The sequence below is a fragment of the Pseudomonas sp. GW822-FHT06B12 genome (genome assembly GCF_058799675.1).
Genome location: NZ_JBXALR010000001.1, coordinates 915,457 through 935,038, shown reverse-complemented (window position 1 = coordinate 935,038; position 19,582 = coordinate 915,457). Strand labels below are relative to the sequence as shown.

Genomic DNA, 19,582 nt, shown 5'->3' with positions numbered 1-19,582 from the left:
GGCTTCGCCAGCTGCTACGGATCGCAAAATGGTGACTGTTAGATCGCCATTGTCGGCAAGCCATACATCTACAACGTCGTTGCCGCCCACTCGCGCAAGACATTCTTGGTCACTTTGCCCGCTGCATTCAGCGGCATGGCGTCCAGCACCTGCACCCGACGCGGAACCTTGTAATTGGCCATCTGCTCGCGGCACCAGGCGATCAGTGCGCCAGGCTCGATCATCTGCCCCGGCGCCGGCAGCAGGAAGGCCATGGCCACTTCGCCAAGACGTTCGTCAGGTACGCCAATGACGGCGGCCTGCGCCACGCCGGGGTAGGTCAACAGGCACTGTTCGATCTCCGCCGGATACACATTGAAGCCACCGGTGATGAACATGTCCTTGAGGCGGTCGGTGATGCGCAAATAGCCTTGTTCATCGAGCACCCCGATGTCTCCGGTGTGCAGCCAGCCGTCGCTGTCGAGCAGCTCCGCGCTTGCCTGCGGATCGTTGAGGTAGCCCTGCATCAGGTTGTAGCCACGAATCAGTACTTCGCCGGGCACATTGGGTGGCTGGCTGCGACCGTTGAGGTCGACGCAGCGAATCTCCACCCCTGGCATCACCCGGCCGCTGGTGCTGGCGACCCGCTCGGGGTCGTCACCGGGGCGGCAAATGGTTGCGAAGCCACAGACTTCAGTCAGGCCATAGGCGGTGACGATGGTCGCGAAACCCAGCTCGTCGCGCATACGCCAGATCATCTCCACCGGAATCGCCGCCGCGCCGGTCACCGCAATCCTCAGGGATGACAGGTCATATTCATGACGTTGCGGATGCGCCAGCAAGGACTGATACAGCGTTGGCGGTCCGGGCAGCACGCTGATCCGCTCACGCTGCACACACTCCAGCACTGCCTGCACGTCGAACACCTGCTGCGCAATGATCGTGCAGCCGCGCATCAGCGCCGCCAGCCAGCCGGCCTTGTAGCCGAACGAATGGAAGAACGGATTGACGATCAGGTAACGATCGCCCTCGCGCAGGCCGACCACTTCACTCCAGTCACGCACCACCCGCAGGTTTTGCCCGTGTTGGGTCATCACGCCTTTGGGTTTGCCGGTGGTGCCCGAGGTGAACAGTACGTCCGACAACGTCTGTGGTCCCACAGCCGATTCACGGGTCAGCAGGGTCGCGGGTGATACCTCGGCGGCAAGCGCCATAAAGTCGTCCCAACCGAGAGTGCCGGGTTTGTCAGTGCGCAGGCTGACGATATGCCGCAAGTCAGGCAGCGCTTCGCTGGCGAGCATCTGCGGATAGTCGACGCCGAGAAATTCACCGATGGTGAACAACAGGCGGGCACCACTCTCGCGCAGGATGTAGCCGGCCTCGCTGCCTTTCATTCGGGTATTGAGCGGCACCAGGGCAGCGCCGACGCTGTGCAGGGCACCGGCGGCGACGATCCATTCCCAGAGGTTCGGTGCCCAGATCGCCACCCGATCCCCGGCCTGAACGTCCAGTGCCAGCAGGGCGCGGGCTGCGTGTTGGCGCAGTTGATCGAGTTGCCGATAGCTGATGTGCCGGGTGCCCTCTTCGATGGCCGGGCGGTCGCCGTAGGTATGGGCTGCGTGGGCGAACAGGTGCGCGATGCTCGGAGCGTGTGCGACAGACGGCATGGTGCCTCCTCAGGCAGAGGATGAATTCAAAAAAAAAGGAGCCGGCCGGGCAGGGCGCCCGGCCGCCATAGACTTAGGGGGCTGGCGGGGCGAAGCGACGGCCAGCGGAGAAACCACCGTCCACGGCGATCATCTGGCCGCTGACGAAGGACGCGTCATCCGAGGCGAGGAACAGCGCGACCGCCGCCACTTCTTCCGGCTGCCCGGAGCGGTTGAGCATGTGCTGAGAGGCGAAGTAGGCGTGAAACTCGGCCTGTTCGCGGACCATGCTGGTCATCGGCGTTTCGATCAGCCCGGGGCACAGGCCATTGACGCGGATATTGGCGTAGCCGTAGTCGACGGCCATCGAGCGGGTCAACTGGTTGATGCCGCCCTTGGACACGTTGTATGCCACGTTGCCGTCGCAGCCTTGCAGGCCGAAGATCGAACCGATGTTGATGATCGAGCCACTGCGTTGCGACTCCATCGTGCCCAACACGTATTTGCTGGTAAGCATGCTGCCGGTCAGGTTGATGTCCAGCACCCGTTGCCAGTTGGCGGTGGTGGTCTGGGTCACGCTGCCCTGATCGGCGACGCCTGCGGCATTCACCAGTACGTCGATGCGGCCGAAGTGATTGAGGACTTCTTTCATCACCTGCTCGACCTGCGCTTCGTCGCGCACGTCCAGGGTCATGAACAAGCCGGGAAAGTCTGCTGGCGCAGCGCCGATGTCCAGCCCCACGACCTGCGCGCCTTCAGCAGCGAAGCGCCGCACGCAGGCCAGACCGATACCCGAAGCGCCGCCGGTAACTACCGCGACCTTGTTCTGCAAACGAGCCATGAGTGAACCTCTTTTATTGTTGTGGGCTTTATTGTTATGGACCGACAGGTTGCGGCCGAGTCTAACCGCGGTCCGACGCGCAGTGATCGTCCGTTGGGACTATTGGCGCGGTGAATCTCAATCGGGAAACTTCAAATGCACGCGAGCCCCGGTGGGGCGGCTCTGGCAGGCCAGGGTCCAGCCGTCGGCGAGTTCGCGTTCGCTGAGCACGTCGTTGCGCGCCAGTAAGGTCTGACCTTCCTTGATCACACACATGCAGGCGCCGCAGAAACCCTCTTCACACGACGACGGTACGTCCAGCCCGGCGGCCTTGCAGCTTTGCAGCAAGGTGTCGCCGGATTGGCAGGCGATTTCGTGTTGCTGGCCGTCGAGTTCGACGATCAACGCTTCGCAGGTCGATTCGGCAGCGGCGGCCCGGGCCTGAACCTCCAGCGCTTCGATCTGATCCGGGTCGGGTGGCGAGACGAAACGCTCGACGTAAATGGCTTCACGCGCTTCGCCCAAGGCCAGCAACGCGCCTTCGACGGTGTCCATGAACGGCCCCGGCCCGCAGATGAAATACTCGCCTGCGCGGCGATGGCGAACCAGTTGCCGCACCTGGGCATCGGTGAGAAAACCCTGCACCGAATCCAACTGGTGGAACACTTCCAGACGCTGCGGATGAGCCTTGGTCAGTTGCCGCAGCTCCTCCTTGAAAATCACCGAAGCTTCGTCGCGGTTGGCGTAGATCAAGGTGATCGGCCGACTGCCGCTGTGTAGCGCCGATTTGAGAATGGAAAATACCGGGGTGATGCCCGAACCGCCGCCGAACAACACCAGCGGACGTTGCTCATCCGCCTCGTGCTGCGGACTCAGGCAAAAGTGCCCGGCAGGCGGCAATACTTCCAGCCAGTCGCCGACCTGTACCTCGTTCATCCAGTTCGACACCCGGCCACCATCGACCCGTTTCACCGTGACCTTGGGCAGCGCGTCGCATAGCGGCGAGCTGGCCATGGAATAGCAACGGGTCAACAGCTTGCCGGCGTACGGCACGCGAAAGCTCAAGAACTGGCCTGGCTTGTAGCGAAAGCGCTCGCGCAACGCCGGCGGCACTTCAAACACCAGTGAGCGGGCATCAAAGGTTTCGTCGATCACCGCGCTTACCTGCAAGTGATAGCTGCCGGTGAGCGTCGGTTCGGCCGGGTTCAGGTTCAGCTGTTGCGTGCCCATGTTCACCTCGGCTCAGATCCCGCTGATCAATTGGGCGTTGTCGACGCGGATCTCGGCACCATTGACGAAACGCGACTCGTCGCTGGCCAGGAACAGCACCACGTTGGCGATATCCAGCGGCGCACACATGCGGTTCATCGGATCCTGATCGAGGGTTTCCTGAGGGATTGCCTGGCCGCCAGTCAGGGCCTGAGTCATCGGCGTGTTGACGGCATCCGGGTGCACGCTGTTGCAACGGATGCGGTAGCCCTGTTGCTTGCAGTGCAAGGCAATCGAACGGGTCATCGCCGCCACTGCGCCCTTGGAGGCGGAGTAGGCGCAGAACATCGGCATGGCGCCGAGCGCGGCCACCGACGACATGTTGATGATCGAGCCGCCACCGGTTTCTTTCATGGCCGCGATGGCGTACTTGCAGCCGAGGAAGTAGCCCTCGCCGTTGATTTTCTGCACCTTCTGCCACAGCTCCAGGGTGGTGTCCTCGATGCTGCCCAAGGCCAGGATCGCCGCGTTGTTCACCAGCACGTCAAGACGGCCGAAGTGTTCGACGGTGGTTTTGATCACGCGCTGCCAATCGCTTTCACTGGCAATGTCGTGACGGATGAACAGCGCGTTGCTGCCGATTCCGGCGGCGACCTGGCGTCCGGCTTCATCGTTGAGGTCGGTGAGCACTACCTTGGCGCCTTGACTGGCCAGCAGCAGGGCGTCTTCGCGACCGATGCCGCTGGCGGCGCCGGTGACGATGCAGACTTTGCCTTCTACACGTTGCATGGTGATTCTCCTGATCGTAAGGGTTGAACGTCGGCGTGCCCGGACGCATGGGATGCGGCCCTGCGTCCGGAATAAATGCAGTCGGCCAGCGACAGGCCCGAGACATACAGGTTGGAGGCAACGCCCACGGCGTTGCGTCCGGCGCTGTAGAGGCCGCGAATCGCTGTGCCTTGATGATCGAGGACCTGGCCGCTCTGCTCGCAGACTTTCAGCCCGCCGAGGGTGATCACCGGGCAGGGGAACAGTTTGCTGTCGAAGGACAGGTCGAGGGCGTACCACGGGCCGTGCTCGAGGGAGGCGAGCATCGCCGCCGATTTGCCAAATTCATCGGCGATTTCGCCGTGTGCGGCACGGGTGTAACGCTCGACACTTTGGCGCAGCAACTCGGGCGGCAGATCGCAGCGCTTGGCCAATCCGGCCAGGCTGTTGCTGCGTTTTGCGTTGAATAACAGGTTGAGCAGCACCGGCAGGCGCTGGAATTGCCAGACCTTGCCCGGGCCGACCTGACGCAGCGCCTCACGCACCAGTGCGCGGTTCAGAATCAGAATCGCCCGGCCGTCTTGTTCCTCGACCATCGCATGGCCGAGGGTCGCGCCGTATTGCTCTTCGTTGGCGTAGCGCTGGCCGCGACCGTTGACGATCAAGCCACGCGCCCAGGCCAGTGGCGGATTGATGAAGCGCCAGGCGCTGATCTTTTCCATTCGCGTGACGCAACCGCCCGCACTCTGGCCGAGGGCGATACCGCTGCCGTCGCAACCGGTGGCGCCCAGCGGCAAACCGGCCAGGTACTGCGGCGCATGCCGAGCGACCAATGCACGGTTGAAAATGAAACCGCCGCTGCTCAACAGTACACCGTGGCTGGCGCGGATCAATCGGCGCTCGGCGCTGTGTTGTTCGATACGTCGCTGTCGAGCGCGCAGTTTGTCCGCCAGGGCCGGCGCGTACATATGAATCGCACTGGTCCAACGGCTCAGTCGTGCATGTTGGCGAGCGGCGCGGCTCTCGGGCGGCAGTTGCCAGGCTTCGACGCCGATCACTTGATCGTTGCCATCGAGCACCAGACGGCGGACTTCGCATTGACTGTGCAGGCGTACACCGTTGGTTAAAGCACTGTTTTTCAGCGCGGCGAACAGGCTGGCGCCGGACATGCCCGCGCCTTTGCAGCGATGCCCGCGCGGAGCCGGTGCGGCGTGTACGGCATAGTTCGGCAGGGCTTCGTTGCCGGAGTAATAAAGGTAGAACCGGTCGCTCGGGTACGAGGTTTTATGCGGCGGGACACTGGCTTCAAAGCGTGCGCCCTGACGCTCCAGCCAGGCCAGTTGCTCGACACTGCGCTCGCAGAAATCACGCAAGGTCTGGAGGCTGACCGCTTCACCGACTTCCTGGCGCAGGTAGTTGAACATCGCCTCGCTACTGTCGGCGTAACCGGCCTGTTGCTGGTACGGCGTGCCGCCCCCGGCATAGACCACGCCGCCACTCAGTGCCGTGGCGCCACCGCCGGCGAAGCGATCCACGGCCAACACCTTCAAACCACGGCTGGCTGCTTCAATGGCCGCGCTGGCCCCGGCACCGCCGAAACCGACTACCAGCAAATCGCAGCTATCGTCCCAGCGCAGTTGCTCGGCGCTGCTCACCCGCAATGGCGTCAAAGCGTCCATGGTTGCGGCCTCAACCAGCGGCGGCGAGGGAAGGGGTCGGTTTGGCGGTGGTGGTGTAGCTACCGTCGAGGTAAACCAGCGGAGTGATTGTGGCGCTGGTGTGAATTTGCACGATGCGGCCGATGAACACGGTGTGGGTGCCGTAGCTGAAGTGCCCGTCCTGCCGGCAAAGAATCGCCGACTGAGCGTCGCCCAGGTACGGAATGCCCTCGGCGCTGGTCAGCCAGTTGCCGCTGCCAAACCGCGCTTCACCCTTGATTGCGCCGCTGCACAGGTGCGCCAGTTCCTGTTGTTCCACACCCAGAATGTTCACGCAAAAACCCGCGCCAGTTGCCAGAGCGGCGTGGGGCGAGGCGGTCTTGTTCACGCAGATCAGCAGCGACGGCGGCTCGGTGCTCAGCGAATCCACCGCCGTGGCGGCCATGGCAAAGCGCTCGGCGCCATTGCTGGTGCTGATAATCGTGACGGACTTGGCCAGGCGGCGCATGGCCTGGAGCATATCGGCTTTCAGATTGACATCATTCATCGCACAGCCCTCTCGTAGTGCATGGAGTGCGATGAATTCTTGCAATGTGGCCGGGCCGCAACATCGTCCGAGGGGACTAGTCGTCGCAGGACAATCAATCACCTCAGTCCCTGTGGGAGCGAGCTTGCTCGCGATGGTGGCGTGTCAGACAACATCAATGCTGGATGTTCTGGCCTCTTCGCGAGCAAGCTCGCTCCCACAGGTTTTGCGTTGGTCATTAGCACCGTGTCAGGCACATGGTCCGTTTGAGGGATGTCCGCAACTTTAAGGGTTGTTTGAATGAGCCGCTGTACGCGCGCCCCGGCGGACGGGGTTCCCAAGGAGAACAACCTGATGCTCAACCACGATCTGCAACGCCTGCGTTTGCGTCAACGAGCCAGCGAGTTGGTACCGGTATTGCGCGAACGCGCACCGCACGCCGCGCAGCAGGGCCTGTTGTCGGCTGAAACCCTGAGCGATTTCCATGAGGCCGGTTTCTTCCGCATTCTTCAGCCTGCGCGCTGGGGCGGCTATGAGCTGGAACCCAAGGACTTTTTTGAAGTGCAAATGACCCTTGCCGAAGGCTGCATGTCGTCGGCCTGGGTGCTGGGGGTGGTGGCGATCCACAACTGGCAACTGGCGCTGTTCGACGACCGCGCCGCGCAAGACGTCTGGGGCAACGACTCCAGCGTGCTGATTTCCTCTTCCTATATGCCGGTGGGCAAGGTTGAAGTGGTCGAGGGCGGCTTCAAACTGAGCGGTCGTTGGGGCTTCTCTTCGGGCAGCAAGCATTGCGACTGGGCGTTCCTCGGCGCCCTGGTACCGCCACAAGAGCCCGGCGGCGCGCCGGATTACCGAACCTTTCTGGTGCCGCGCAGCGACTATCAGATTCTCGACAACTGGAATGTCATGGGCCTGGAGGCTACCGGTTCCCACGACATTCTGGTGGAAAACGCCTTTGTTCCCGAGTACCGAACCCACCGTGCCTTCGACGGTTTCATGCAAAACAGTCCGGGTAACTCAGTCAACACTGCGCCGCTGTTTCGCTTGCCGTTCGGGCAGATCTTCGTGCGTGCAGTGTCGTCCTCGGCGATCGGTGCCTTGCAGGGCGCGGTGGATCAGTTCGTCGCCCATAACCGCGCAAGGGTCGGGGTCAACGACGGGCGCAAGATGGTCCAGGACCCGGCGGCCCAGAGCGCGCTGGCCAATGCCATGGTCTGCGTCGACGAGTGCAAGACCGTGCTGCTGCGCAACTTTGCCTTGATGTTGGAACGTGCGCAGAACAGTGAACCATTGAGCATGCCCGAGCGAGTGAAGATGCGTTACGACTCGGCGCTGGTGGCCGATAAATGCGCGAAAGCAGTGGCCGACCTGATGTTCAACAGCGGCGCCTCGACGATCTTCCGCAGTCATGCGATCAACCGGGCGTTCCGCGACATCCATACCGGGCGCGCTCACGTGGCCAACAACCCGGCCAAGTACGCCTGGAACCTCGGCGGCGTGAGCATGGGCCAGGACAGCAACGATTTCTTTCTCTGAATACCACCGACTTTAGCTAGTCCGTTTGCGTGATTCGAACGCCCGGGCTTTGACCGAGCATGCACTGCAAGGCGCGGCTCCTGGCGCCGATCGCGCATTCCATAACAACAAGGATCCAGCATGAAATTCTCATTGATTTACGAAGCCCAGACAGTGGACTCCAGCCGTGAGGGCGACCGGCGGATTTTCGAGGACACCGTCGAGCAGGCGGTGCTTGCCGACAAGCTTGGCTTCGACACCTTCTGGTGCGTCGAGCACACCGCGCTGAGCAACTACTCGCACATGTCGGCGCCGGAAACCGTGCTGGCCTTCGTCGCCGGTAAAACCGAACGCATCGGCATCGGCCACGGTGTGGTCTGCCTGCCACCGGCAATGAACCACCCGGTGAAGGTCGCCGAGCGCATTGCCACCCTCGACCTGCTGTCCAAGGGCCGTGTGCACTTTGGCGTGGGCAAGGGCGGCACCCAGCAAGAGGCCGGTACCTTCGGCTACGACCTGGCGACCCTGCAACCGCAGATCGACGAAATGATGTACCTGATTCCGAAAATCTTCGTACAGGACGAGATCGAGCACCACGGCGACTTCGTGCAGATCCCGAAACGCCCGATCCATCCCAAGCCGTATCAAGACCCACACCCGCCGATGTACTTGGCGTGCACCAACACCGAGTCGCTGAAAAATGCTGGCGGCCGCGGCATGGGCGCGCTGGTGCTGGGCTTCGGTGGCCCGGAAGAAATCGCCAAGAAAGTCGAGGTGTACCACGAGGCGTGGGACAACCGTGACCTGAAGAAGCAGGTGGGTTTCCGCCCGAATCGGCACATCGCGGCCCTGTGCCCGGCAATCGTTCTGGAAAACAACGAAGAGGCACGCCGCATCGGTATTCGCGGTCAGCGTTACTTCATGGAGTCGCTGGGTTACTGGTACGGTGGCGGTGAGCGTCCGGACCCGGAGAAGTGGAAAGACGACACCTTCGTCGATGGCAATGGCCAGAGCGTGATCAAGTCGCGCTTCGCCTCGGAAGAAGTCAGCGTCGACTTTTCCGACCCGACCATGGCGATGATGAACCCCAACCACGCCTACGGCACGGTGGAGGACTGCATCGGCTACGTGCAACGGCTGATCGACGCCGGCGCCGACGAAATCCTCTTCATCTGCCAGATGGGCACCGTTCCGCAATGGGCGCAACTGGAGACGTTGCGCAATATTGGCGAGAAGGTGATTCCGCATTTTCGCAAGGCCTAAGGGCTGACCTGTAGCAGCTGCCGAGCCCGCGAGGCTGCGTTCGAGGACGAAGTCCTCGCAAATCCGGCATACACGGTATGCCTGAAAGAACACGCCGCCTGATTTTACGACTGCTTCGCAGCCGAACGCAGGCTTCGCCAGCTGCTACAGGGGCTACGGTGTTCCGCAAAGAAAACGGGCCTTCACGGCCCGTTTTTTATTGTTCACGCAACCCGCTGCGCTAGTCCCATTGGACGATGTTGGCGCCGCCGCAAGCCGTTTAAATCGTTATCCATAAGGCCTCCCTGCGGGGTGGCTCGGGCTGGTTATAACGAGGAGTGCATCCATGGATATCCGTGGTCTGGGTTACGTCACCCTGTTGTCGCGCGACCTGGCGCAGTGGCGTCATTACGCAAGCCAGGTGCTGGGCATGATGGTCTCGACGGGCAGCGATGACGATCAGCGTCTGTACCTGAAAATGGACGACCGCCACTACCGCCTGCTGGTGCAGAAAAGCCCTGAAGACGGCTTTGGCTCCTGTGGCTGGGAAGTCGCTGGCAAGGTCGCGTTTGAGCAGGCAATCCTTGAGCTGCAAGAGGCTGATGTTCAGGTCGAGCGCGGCACTGCGGCCGAGGCCAGTGTGCGCAAGGTTCAAGAGCTGGCGCGCTTCAGTGATCCGGACGGCAACCGTCACGAGCTGTTCTGGGGGCCGCTGCAGGACTTCGCCCGTTTTGTTTCCCCGGTCGGGGTCAAGGGTTTTGTCACCAACGAACTGGGCATGGGCCACGTCGTGCTACCCGCGCCGAGCTTCGCCCGTTGCCGGGACTTCTACGAACAGGTGATGGGTTTCGGCCTCTCGGACCTGATGAAGGTACGGTTTACGCCGGACCCTGCCGAGCCTGAAAAGGCCATTCATTTCCTGCACTGCAACAACGGTCGTCACCACTCGCTGGCGATTTTCGAGTGCCCGATGCCCCACGGCTGTGTGCACATGATGGTCGAGGTCAATGCCCTCGATGAAGTGGGCAGGGCGCTGGACCGGGTGCATGCCAACGGCGTGAAGCTCTCGGCCACCCTCGGCCAACACACCAACGACCAGATGATTTCGTTCTACATCAAGACGCCGTCGGGTTTTGACCTGGAATACGGCTGCGATGGGCTGGTGGTGAATTGGGATCGGCACACGCCGTTCGAAAGCACCGTGGTCAGCCACTGGGGCCATGACTTCAGCGTGGGCCGGCAATGAGGACGATAACCATGGATAAACGAATGACCACCGCGCAAATCGTCGCTGAACTGCGCGATGGCATGACCCTTGGTATTGGCGGCTGGGGGCCACGGCGCAAGCCGATGGCGCTGATCCGCGAGATCCTGCGCTCGGACCTCAAGGACCTGACCGTGGTCGCCTATGGCGGCGCGGACGTCGGCATGCTTTGCGCGGCCGGCAAGATCAAGAAACTGGTGTTCGCTTTTGTGTCCCTCGACTTCATCCCGTTGGAACCATACTTCCGCAAGGCCCGTCAGGAAGCCGCGCTGGAAATCATGGAAATTGATGAAGGCATGATGGTGCTGGGCCTGCGTGCGGCAGCGATGAATATACCGTTCATTCCGACGGCGGTAGGTCTGGGCACCGATGTGCTGCGCCATAACCCGCAGATCAAACTGATTGCTTCACCCTATGCCGATGGCAAGGACTGGGTGGCGATGCCGGCGCTCAAGCTCGATGCGGCGCTGCTGCACGTCGATCGCGCCGATGCCCGTGGCGTGTGCCAGATCAGTGGTCCCGATCACTACATGGACGACCTGTTCGTCCGCGCGGCGGCGCGCAGCTACGTGACCTGTGACGAGTTGGTCGACAGCGAGTACTTCCACAGCGACGCCAACCACGCCCACCAGGTGTTCTGGGAACGCAACCTGACCACCGGCGTGGCCCACGTGCCGGGCGGGGCGCACCCATCGTCTTGCGCGCCGCTGTATGGCTTCGATGTGCCGCACTTCAAAACCTATAACGCTTCGGTCCAGGCTGCCGATGGCTGGCAGGCCTATGTTCGGGATTATGTCGAGTGCAGCCACGAACAGTACCTGGACAAGGTCGGCGGCCTGGCTGCAATCCGCCAACTGCCGTTGCCGATTTTCTAAGGGAGCCTTCCGATGAGCACTACGACTTACAGCCTCGCCGAACTGATGATCTGCGCGGCCTCCGAAGCCTGGCGCGAGGACGGCGAGGTGTTGGCCACCGGCATCGGTGTGATCCCGCGTCTGGCCGCGTCCTTGGCCATGCTCAGCAGCAACCCGCAGCTACTGATGACCGACTCTGAAGCCTACATGGTCGCCGAACCGGTGCCGCTGGGCGCGCGCAACGGCTACCAGCCCAAGCGCGACAGCTGGATGGGTTTTTCGCGAATTTTCGACAACGTCTGGGGCGGCAAGCGTCATGCGCTGGTCGGCCCTACCCAGATCGACCGTTTCGGTCAGGCGAATATTTCAGCAATCGGTGACTACGCCAAACCCAAGGCGCAGATGCTCGGTGTGCGCGGTTTCCCCGGCAACTCCATCAGCCACGCCAACTCCTTTTGCGTGCCCAGCCATAACCGCCGGGTGTTCGTCGAAGGCGAGGTCGATATGGTCGCCTCGGTCGGCTACAACCCGGCGCGTCTGGCACGCGGCTGGTCGCTGGACGAGATCGATATCCGGCTGATCGTCACCGACCTCTGCGTGCTGGATTTCCAGGGCCCTGACCATCAGGTGCGGGTTCGCTCGCTGCACCCCGGCGTGACCCTGGCCGAGGTTCAGGACAACACCGGATTTGCCTTACACGCGCCAGCGCAGTGTCCGGTCACGGCCGCACCGACCCTTGAGCAGTTGCAGCTGATCCAGCGACTCGACCCGCACAACCTGCGCGCCAGTCAACTCAAAGACAACCCGCCCGGCCAGCGCTGAGCATCGCGCAAACAGTCGCGTTTCGGAGAAAAGTGATGGCTGAACATAACGACAATAACTCCGCCTGCGTGGTGCTTTACGAGGTGCGCGGTGCAGTGGCCTTGGTCACCATGAACCGCCCCGAGTACCACAACGCGCAGAACTCGCACATGACCTACGCGCTGGACGCAGCGTTTCGCCGGGCCTGTGACGACGATGAAGTGAAGGTCATCGTGCTGTGCGGTGCCGGCAAGCATTTCTCCGCCGGGCATGACATCGGCACGCCGGGACGCGACGTGCACCAGACGTTCGACCGCGCCAGCCTGTGGTACGACCACACCAACAAACCGGGTGGCGAGTTTCTCTATGCCCGCGAGCAGGAGGTTTATCTGGGCATGTGCCGGCGTTGGCGCGAGATGCCCAAACCGACCATCGCCATGGTCCAGGGCGCGTGCGTTGCCGGTGGGCTGATGCTGGCCTGGGTCTGCGACCTGATCGTCGCCAGCGAGGATTCGTATTTCGCTGACCCGGTGGTGCGCATGGGCATTCCCGGGGTCGAGTACTTCGCCCATGTGCATGAACTGAACCCGCGTATTGCCAAGGAGTTTCTGTTCCTCGGCGAGCGCATGCCGGCGGCGCGTGCTTATCAGATGGGCATGCTCAACCGCGTGGTGCCGCGTGAAACCCTGGAACAGGACACGCTGGAGATCGCCGGGCGTATCGCGCAGATGCCACGTTTGGGCCTGCAACTGAGCAAGCAGGCGGTGAATAACGCCGAAGACCTGATGGGCAAGCGCGCAACCATGGACATGGTGTTCGGTCTGCATCACTTCGCCCATGCGCACAATGAACTGGTGTCCGGTGATCGGCTCGGCGGCTACGACGCCAAAGCCATGGCCAGCTCCCAACGCACGACTGACGGAGCCTGAGCATGGCGGTCTCTCTGAACACGCGCCTGACCGAGCTGCTCGGTTGCCGTTACCCGATTATCCAGACCGCCATGGGCTGGGTCGCCGATCCGAAACTGGTGGCGGCCACCGGCAATGCCGGCGGCTTCGGTTTTCTCGCCGGGGCGACCATCGAGCCGCAGCGCATGGAGGCGGCCATCCTCGAAACCCGACGCCTGACCGCGCAGCCGTTCGGGGTGAATTTTCACATGTACCAGGCCAACGCGGCCGAGATCGTCGAGCTGGTACTCAAGCACAAGGTGCGGGCGGTGAGTTACAGCCGTTCGCCCGGCAAGCAGATGATCGGCCGTTTGAAGGACGCCGGAGTGGTGTGCATCCCTACGGTTGGCGCCCTCAAGCACGCACAAAAAGCCGTGGAAATGGGCGCCGACGCGGTGACCGTGCAGGGCGGCGAGGGCGGTGGTCACACAGGCGTGGTGCCGACCTCGCTGCTGCTGGATCAAGTGGTGCGGGCGGTGTCGGTGCCGGTGGTTGCGGCGGGGGGCTTCAAGGACGGTCACGGACTGATCTCGGCCCTGGCTTACGGCGCCGAAGGCATCGCCATGGGCACGCGTTTTTTGATGTGCGCCGAGAGCCCGGTGCCGGCGGCGACCCTGGCCCGCTACCTGGCGGTCACCGACCCGGCGGCGATCATCATCAGCCGCGCCATCGACGGCATGCCGCAGCGAATGATCCGCAACGAACTGCTTGACCAACTGGAAGCCAGCGGTGCGTTCCGGCGTTTGTTGCTGGCGTTCCAGAGTGGCTTGGCGTACCGGCGCCACAGCGGTCTGAGCCTGATGCAACTGTTGGGCAGCGCGCTGAAGATGCGCGGCAGCGGCGAGCTGACCGCCGCGCAAAGCCTGATGGCCGCCAACGCACCGATGGTGATCCAGAAAGCCATGGTCGATGGCCGCCCCGCCGAGGGCGTGCTGCCGGCCGGGCAGATTGCCGCAAGCATCGACAGCTTGCCCAGCTGCGCTGAACTGATTGAGCAGATCGTCCGCGACGCGCAAGCGCGTCTGGGCGAGCTGTGCCGCCGCGTCTCGTGAAGGAACAACCGATGAAAGCATTTAGCGTGAGTATCGATAACGGCATCGCCGAGTTGGTGTTCGACCAGCCTCCGGTCAACGCCTTCAACTGTCAGGGCTGGGCCGATATCGCCAGCGAAATCGTGCGCCTGGGCACAGATAGCTCGGTGCGGGTGATCGTGATCCGCGCCGAAGGCCGGGGTTTCTGCGCCGGCGTGGACATCAAGGAACTGGCCGCCGACAGCAACCTGATCGTCGCGGTGAACAAAGGCAACTACGACACCTTCAAGGCCATTCACCGCAATCCGAAACCGGTGATTGTCGCGGTGCACGGTTTCGTCCTGGGCGGCGGCATCGGTATCTGTGGCGCGGCCGACATTTTGGTGGCGTCCGAATGCGCGCGGTTTGGCGTGCCGGAAGTCGACCGAGGCGCGATGGGCGGCGGCGCGCATTTGCAGCGGCTGTTCCCGGTACAGAAGGTCCGTCACATGTATTTCACCGGCGAGATGATCGACGCCGCCGACGCCTGGCGCCTCGGCGCGGTGGAGCGGGTGGTCAAGCGCGAAGAGCTGCGTGAGGCGGCGTTGCAGATCGCTCGTAGTATTGCCTCGAAAAGCCCGGGCATGATCGCTCTGGCCAAGGAAGCCTTGAACGGCATCGAAGACGGCAACCTCGAAGACAAATACCGCCGCGAGCAAGGCTTGACCCTCGAAGCCTATCGCTCGCTCGACTCTCAGGAAGCCCGGGACTCGTTCGTCGAGAAACGCGCTGCCCACTTCAACGGCTGAAGGCATTCCAATGGACCTGACTTATACCCCGGCCCAACAGGCCCTGCGCTTAGAGGCGCGGGCCTGGCTGGCCGCCAACGTACCCAGCGAGCCGCTGGCGTCCTTCGACACCGAGCAGGGCTTTGCCGAGCATCGCGCCTGGGAGGCCAGACTCAACGACGGTCGTTGGGGCATGGTCACCTGGCCGACCGAACTCGGCGGACGCGGTTGCGACCTGATCGAGTGGCTGATTTTCGAAGAAGAGTATTACCGTGCCAACGCTCCGGCGCGGGTCAACCAGAACGGGATCTTCCTGCTCGGCCCGACCCTGATGGAGTACGGCACCGAGGAACAGAAAGCCCGCTTTCTGCCGCGCATGGCGACTGGCGAAGACATTTGGGCTCAGGCCTGGTCCGAGCCCGGCGCCGGTTCCGACATGGCGGCGATCCGTTCGCGGGCCGAGCGGGTCGGCGACGATTACGTGATCAATGGCCAGAAAACCTGGTCGACCCGGGCCGTGTGGGCGGATTGGGCGTTCGGGATTTTCCGTACCGACCCCAACTCCCAGCGTCATCAAGGCCTGACCTTCGTTCTGCTGCCGCTGGATGCGCCGGGCATCACCGTGCGGCCGATCCCGCAACTTAACGGTTTGCCGGGGTTTGCCGAGATCTTCTTCGACGACGTCAAGGTGCCGGCGCAGAACGCCTTGGGCGGCGAGGGCATGGGTTGGCATGTGGCGATGTCCACCGCCGGCTTCGAGCGCGGTTTGCTGCTGCGCTCGCCGGCGCGTTTTCAGGAAACCGCTCGGCGTCTGGTGCAGCTGTACCAGGCCAACCGCGAATCAGCGGACCGTGATCCGGCCATCGGTGAGGCAGTGATGCGCGCCTGGCTCGACGCCGAGGCCTACACCTTGAACACCTACATGACCGCGTCGCAGTTGGGGCAGGGCGGCAAGATCGGCCCGGAATCCTCGACCAACAAGATCTTCTGGTCCGAGCTCGACCAACGCATGCACGACACTGCGATGAGCATTCTTGGCCTGCGCGGCGAGTTGCTGCCCGAAGCGCCGGCGGCGGGTGACGTCGGCCATTGGCTCGACGGTTTCCTGTTTGCCCAGGCCGGGCCGATCTACGCCGGCACCAACGAGATCCAGCGCAATATCATTGCCGAACGCATGCTCGGCATGCCGCGGGCCTGAGGAAAAACACCATGGATTTTAGTTTCAGTCGCGATCAACTGCTGTTTCAGGACAGCGTTCGCAGCTTCCTGATCAACGAAGTCACCCCCGAGCGTATTCGCGAGTTGTGGCACCGCGACACCGGCCGCAGCGATGCGCTCTGGGGGCAACTGGTGGAACTGGGCCTGAGTGCGCTGACTGTCCCTGAAGAGTTCGGCGGCATGGGCATGCACGCATTGGACTTCGTCTTGCTGGCTCAGGAATGTGGCTACGCCGGTTTGCCCGAGCCACTGGTGGACACGATGTTGATCGGCGTGCCGCTGCTCGCTGGCCTCGATGAGCGCCACGTCGCGTTCAAGCAGTATTGGCTGGCCAGCGTCGCCGAGGGCAGCGCACGACTGGCGGTAGCCGAACCGGGTAACCCGCTGGTCAGCGACGCCCATGTCGCCGACTTGCTGCTGCTGGCTCACGGCGATGAGGTCCACGCGCTCAAACCCGAGGATGTGAGCCTGACACGTAATGTCTCGGTCGACCCGAGTCGCCAGCTGTTTCAGGTTCAGTGGACGCCAACCGCCGCCACCTGCGTGGCCAGCGCTGAAGAAGGCCGACGCCTGTGGGCGGCGGCGTTCAATCGCGGTGCCCTGGGCAGCGCCGCGCAACTGCTGGGGCTGGCTAAACGCATGGTCGATCTGGCGGTGGATTACACCTTCGAACGCAAACAGTTCGGCAAACCGGTCGGCTCGTTCCAGGCGGTCAAACACCTGATGGCCAATGTGGCGGTGCAGATCGAGTTCGCCAAAGGTCCGTTGTATCGCGCTGCTTATGCGGTGGCTCATGAGCTGCCGGGGCAGGACGTGCAGGTGTCCCACGCCAAACTGGCGACGGCCGAAGCCGCTCTGCTTGCGGCAAAAAACGCGATCCAGGCCCACGGTGCCATGGGGTACACCTGGGAAGTCGACTTGCAACTGTTCATGAAACGCGCCTGGGCGCTGGACAAGGTCTGGGGCGATCGCGGCCTGCACAAGGCCCGCGTGCGCGCGGCGTTGTTCGACGGCGAAAAGGCCCTGGGCGCCGGCAACACGTTCTGATCAGGCCAACGCGAAACCTGTGGGAGCGAGCCTGCTCGCGAAAGCGGTGGCTCAGCCAATAAAGATGCTGACTGTGCTGGCGTCTTCGCGGGCAAGCCCGCTCCCACAGGGATCTGTGGCGGACGCAGTACTTGTGCACGACGCAAAGCAAGTGCGGGAGCGGGCTTGCTCGCGAAAGCGGCGTATCAGTCAACTGATTTTCTTTCTTGAATCGAGGTAAAGCATGCCTGAAGCCTATATTGTCGACGCCCTGCGTACGCCCACCGGGCGCCGCAAAGGTGGTCTGAGCCAGATTCACGCGGCCGATCTGGGCGCCCATGTGTTGCGCGTGCTGGTCGAACGCAACGGCATTCCCGATGAGGATTACGACGACGTGATCTTCGGCTGTGTCGACACCATCGGCCCGCTGGCCGGGGACATCGCCCGCACCAGTTGGCTGGCCGCCGGCCTGTCGCACGCGGTGCCGGGCACCACCATCGACCGCCAGTGCGGCTCGTCGCAGCAAGCAGTGCACTTTGCTGCGCAAGCGGTGATGAGCGGCACCCAGGACGTGGTGGTTGCCGGTGGTGTGCAGACCATGACCCAGATCCCGATTTCCTCGGCGATGATCGCCGCCGAACCGCTGGGTTTCAGCGATCCGTTCAGCGGCTCCAAAGGTTGGGTCAAGCGCTACGGTGCGCAACCTCCGACGCAGTTTCGTTCGGCGCAGATGATCGCCGAGAAGTGGGGCTTGTCCCGGGCCGATCTGGAAGGGTATTCGCTGGAGTCCCATCAGCGGGCCTTGCGCGCTATCGAACAGGGCCGCTTTGCCCGCGAGATCGTGCCGTTGGCCGGCGTCGTACATGACGAAACACCGCGCCAGACCAGCCTGGAGAAAATGGCCGAGCTGGAGTTTCTGTTCGGCTGCGACCGGGTCACCGCCGCGGTGTCCAGCCAGACCTGCGACGCCGCCAGCGCGATGCTGATCGTCTCCGAGACTGCGCTCAAACGCTATGGCCTGACACCGCGTGCGCGCATCCATCACCTGAGCGTGCGCGCCGAAGACCCGATCTGGATGCTCACCGCGCCGATCCCGGCCACCGCTTACGCGCTGAAACGCGCCGGCATGCGGCTGGAAGACATCGACCGGGTCGAGATCAACGAGGCCTTCGCCTCGGTGGCCATGGCCTGGCTCAAGGAAACCGGCTACCCCCACGCCCAGACCAACGTCAACGGCGGTGCAATTGCCCTCGGTCATCCGCTGGGCGCCACCGGGACACGCTTGATGTGCAGTTTGCTGCATGAGCTGGAGCGCAGTGGCGGGCGCTTCGGTTTGCAGACCATGTGCGAAGGCGGTGGCCAGGCCAACGTGACGATTATCGAGCGCTTGTAAGCGACGTTTTTTCAAGGAAACAAGAGCATGAATATGTGTCAAAACCGTGTAGTGATCATCACCGGAGCGGGCGGCGGACTGGGCCGTGCCTACGCGCTGGCCTTTGCCGCCGAAGGCGCCAAGGTGGTGGTCAACGACATCAACCGTGACGCGGCACTGGCCGTTGTTGGCGAAATTCTGGGGCAGGGCGGTAGCGCCGTGGCCAACAGCGACGACATAACCCGCTACGACGACGCCGCGCTGATTGTGCGTCAGGCGATCGAAACCTTTGGCGGTTTGAACGTGGTGGTGAACAACGCCGGCATCTGCCGCGACCGTATGTTCACCAGTCTCAGCGAAGCCGACTGGGACGCGGTGGTAGCGGTGCACCTCAAGGGACATTTCTGCATTGCCAGCCACGCCGCGCGTTACTGGCGCGAGCAAGCCAAGGCCGGTGCGCAGGTCAATGCGCGGATCATCAACACCAGCTCCGGCGCCGGTTTGCAGGGTTCCATCGGCCAGTCCAACTATGCCGCAGCCAAGGGTGGAATCGCCGCACTGACCCTGGTTCAGGCCGCCGAACTGGGCCGTTACGGGATTACCGTCAACGCCCTGGCCCCGGCAGCGCGTACCGGCATGACCGAACAAGTGTTCGCTGACACCATGAAAAAACCAGAAGAAGGTTTCGACTACTTCGCCCCGGAGAACGTCGCGCCGCTGGTGGTCTGGCTGGGTTCCGAGGCGTCTGGCGCGGTCAACGGCCAGATGTTTGAAGTGGAGGGCGGCAAGTTGTCGATTGCCGACGGCTGGCGCCGCGGCCCGCAACTGGACAGGCAAGGGCGCTGGGCCGTGGGCGAAGTCGGCGAAGCGGTGCAGCAACTGTTGGCGCAAGCGGTGCCGGCAGCGAAGGTTTATGGCAGCTAAGATTGGGGAAAC

General features: G+C 62.9%; 18 protein-coding genes. 12 read left to right on the top strand and 6 right to left on the bottom strand.

The window, feature by feature from the left end; genetic code table 11:
* Positions 1 to 68: 68 nt before the first annotated feature.
* The 6 genes from AC1RKH_RS04290 to AC1RKH_RS04265 form a co-directional block, all read right to left on the bottom strand.
* On the bottom strand, positions 69 to 1,646 hold the full coding sequence (locus tag AC1RKH_RS04290; RefSeq protein WP_493061256.1) for a FadD3 family acyl-CoA ligase: 1,578 nt from the start codon (positions 1,644 to 1,646) through the stop codon (positions 69 to 71).
* A gap of 73 nt (positions 1,647 to 1,719) precedes the next feature.
* Positions 1,720 to 2,466 (bottom strand): SDR family NAD(P)-dependent oxidoreductase, encoded by a 747-nt coding sequence (locus AC1RKH_RS04285; protein ID WP_493061255.1) that lies wholly within the window; start codon positions 2,464 to 2,466, stop codon positions 1,720 to 1,722.
* Between the two features lie 117 nt (positions 2,467 to 2,583).
* The gene (locus AC1RKH_RS04280) at positions 2,584 to 3,675 is read right to left on the bottom strand and encodes a 2Fe-2S iron-sulfur cluster-binding protein (protein WP_493061254.1); all 1,092 of its coding nucleotides are present in this window, start codon (positions 3,673 to 3,675) and stop codon (positions 2,584 to 2,586) included.
* A gap of 12 nt (positions 3,676 to 3,687) precedes the next feature.
* On the bottom strand, positions 3,688 to 4,443 hold the full coding sequence (locus tag AC1RKH_RS04275) for a glucose 1-dehydrogenase (protein ID WP_493061253.1): 756 nt from the start codon (positions 4,441 to 4,443) through the stop codon (positions 3,688 to 3,690).
* Entirely contained in the window at positions 4,431 to 6,101 is a 1,671-nt protein-coding gene (locus AC1RKH_RS04270) for an FAD-binding protein (RefSeq protein ID WP_493061252.1), read from the bottom strand. Before AC1RKH_RS04270 ends, AC1RKH_RS04275 begins: the two co-directional genes overlap by 13 nt.
* A 10-nt stretch (positions 6,102 to 6,111) precedes the next feature.
* Entirely contained in the window at positions 6,112 to 6,627 is a 516-nt protein-coding gene (locus tag AC1RKH_RS04265) for a flavin reductase family protein (RefSeq protein WP_493061251.1), read from the bottom strand.
* 333 nt (positions 6,628 to 6,960) lie between these two features.
* Here AC1RKH_RS04265 and AC1RKH_RS04260 point away from each other — a divergent pair, with 333 nt between their 5' ends.
* The 12 genes from AC1RKH_RS04260 to AC1RKH_RS04205 all read left to right on the top strand — a co-directional run bounded on the left by AC1RKH_RS04260 (position 6,961) and on the right by AC1RKH_RS04205 (position 19,570).
* Positions 6,961 to 8,145 (top strand): acyl-CoA dehydrogenase family protein, encoded by a 1,185-nt coding sequence (locus AC1RKH_RS04260; RefSeq protein WP_493061384.1) that lies wholly within the window; start codon positions 6,961 to 6,963, stop codon positions 8,143 to 8,145.
* A gap of 120 nt (positions 8,146 to 8,265) precedes the next feature.
* Positions 8,266 to 9,387, top strand: coding sequence for an LLM class flavin-dependent oxidoreductase (locus AC1RKH_RS04255; protein ID WP_493061250.1), 1,122 nt, complete (start codon positions 8,266 to 8,268; stop codon positions 9,385 to 9,387).
* Between the two features lie 325 nt (positions 9,388 to 9,712).
* Positions 9,713 to 10,612: a VOC family protein gene (locus AC1RKH_RS04250; protein WP_493061249.1), complete on the top strand. Its 900-nt coding sequence runs from the start codon at positions 9,713 to 9,715 to the stop codon at positions 10,610 to 10,612.
* A gap of 11 nt (positions 10,613 to 10,623) precedes the next feature.
* Positions 10,624 to 11,505, top strand: coding sequence for a CoA transferase subunit A (locus tag AC1RKH_RS04245; protein WP_493061248.1), 882 nt, complete (start codon positions 10,624 to 10,626; stop codon positions 11,503 to 11,505).
* A 12-nt stretch (positions 11,506 to 11,517) separates the two neighbouring features.
* Positions 11,518 to 12,306 carry a CoA-transferase subunit beta gene (locus tag AC1RKH_RS04240; RefSeq protein WP_493061247.1) on the top strand — a complete coding sequence of 263 codons (789 nt, stop codon included), beginning with the start codon at positions 11,518 to 11,520 and terminating at the stop codon, positions 12,304 to 12,306.
* Positions 12,307 to 12,341: 35 nt separating this feature from the next.
* Positions 12,342 to 13,214, top strand: a complete 873-nt coding sequence (locus AC1RKH_RS04235) for an enoyl-CoA hydratase (RefSeq protein ID WP_493061246.1) — start codon at positions 12,342 to 12,344, stop codon at positions 13,212 to 13,214.
* Between the two features lie 2 nt (positions 13,215 to 13,216).
* Complete coding sequence (locus AC1RKH_RS04230) at positions 13,217 to 14,284, top strand: NAD(P)H-dependent flavin oxidoreductase (protein WP_493061245.1); 1,068 nt, start codon at positions 13,217 to 13,219, stop codon at positions 14,282 to 14,284.
* A gap of 11 nt (positions 14,285 to 14,295) precedes the next feature.
* Complete coding sequence (locus tag AC1RKH_RS04225) at positions 14,296 to 15,051, top strand: enoyl-CoA hydratase family protein (RefSeq protein ID WP_493061244.1); 756 nt, start codon at positions 14,296 to 14,298, stop codon at positions 15,049 to 15,051.
* A 10-nt stretch (positions 15,052 to 15,061) separates the two neighbouring features.
* The gene (locus AC1RKH_RS04220; protein WP_493061243.1) at positions 15,062 to 16,228 is read left to right on the top strand and encodes an acyl-CoA dehydrogenase family protein; all 1,167 of its coding nucleotides are present in this window, start codon (positions 15,062 to 15,064) and stop codon (positions 16,226 to 16,228) included.
* Between the two features lie 11 nt (positions 16,229 to 16,239).
* Positions 16,240 to 17,295 (top strand): acyl-CoA dehydrogenase family protein, encoded by a 1,056-nt coding sequence (locus AC1RKH_RS04215; RefSeq protein ID WP_493061242.1) that lies wholly within the window; start codon positions 16,240 to 16,242, stop codon positions 17,293 to 17,295.
* Between the two features lie 223 nt (positions 17,296 to 17,518).
* On the top strand, positions 17,519 to 18,667 hold the full coding sequence (locus AC1RKH_RS04210; RefSeq protein WP_493061241.1) for an acetyl-CoA C-acetyltransferase: 1,149 nt from the start codon (positions 17,519 to 17,521) through the stop codon (positions 18,665 to 18,667).
* A 27-nt stretch (positions 18,668 to 18,694) separates the two neighbouring features.
* Positions 18,695 to 19,570 carry an SDR family oxidoreductase gene (locus tag AC1RKH_RS04205; protein WP_493061240.1) on the top strand — a complete coding sequence of 292 codons (876 nt, stop codon included), beginning with the start codon at positions 18,695 to 18,697 and terminating at the stop codon, positions 19,568 to 19,570.
* The last annotated feature ends 12 nt before the right edge of the window (positions 19,571 to 19,582 follow it).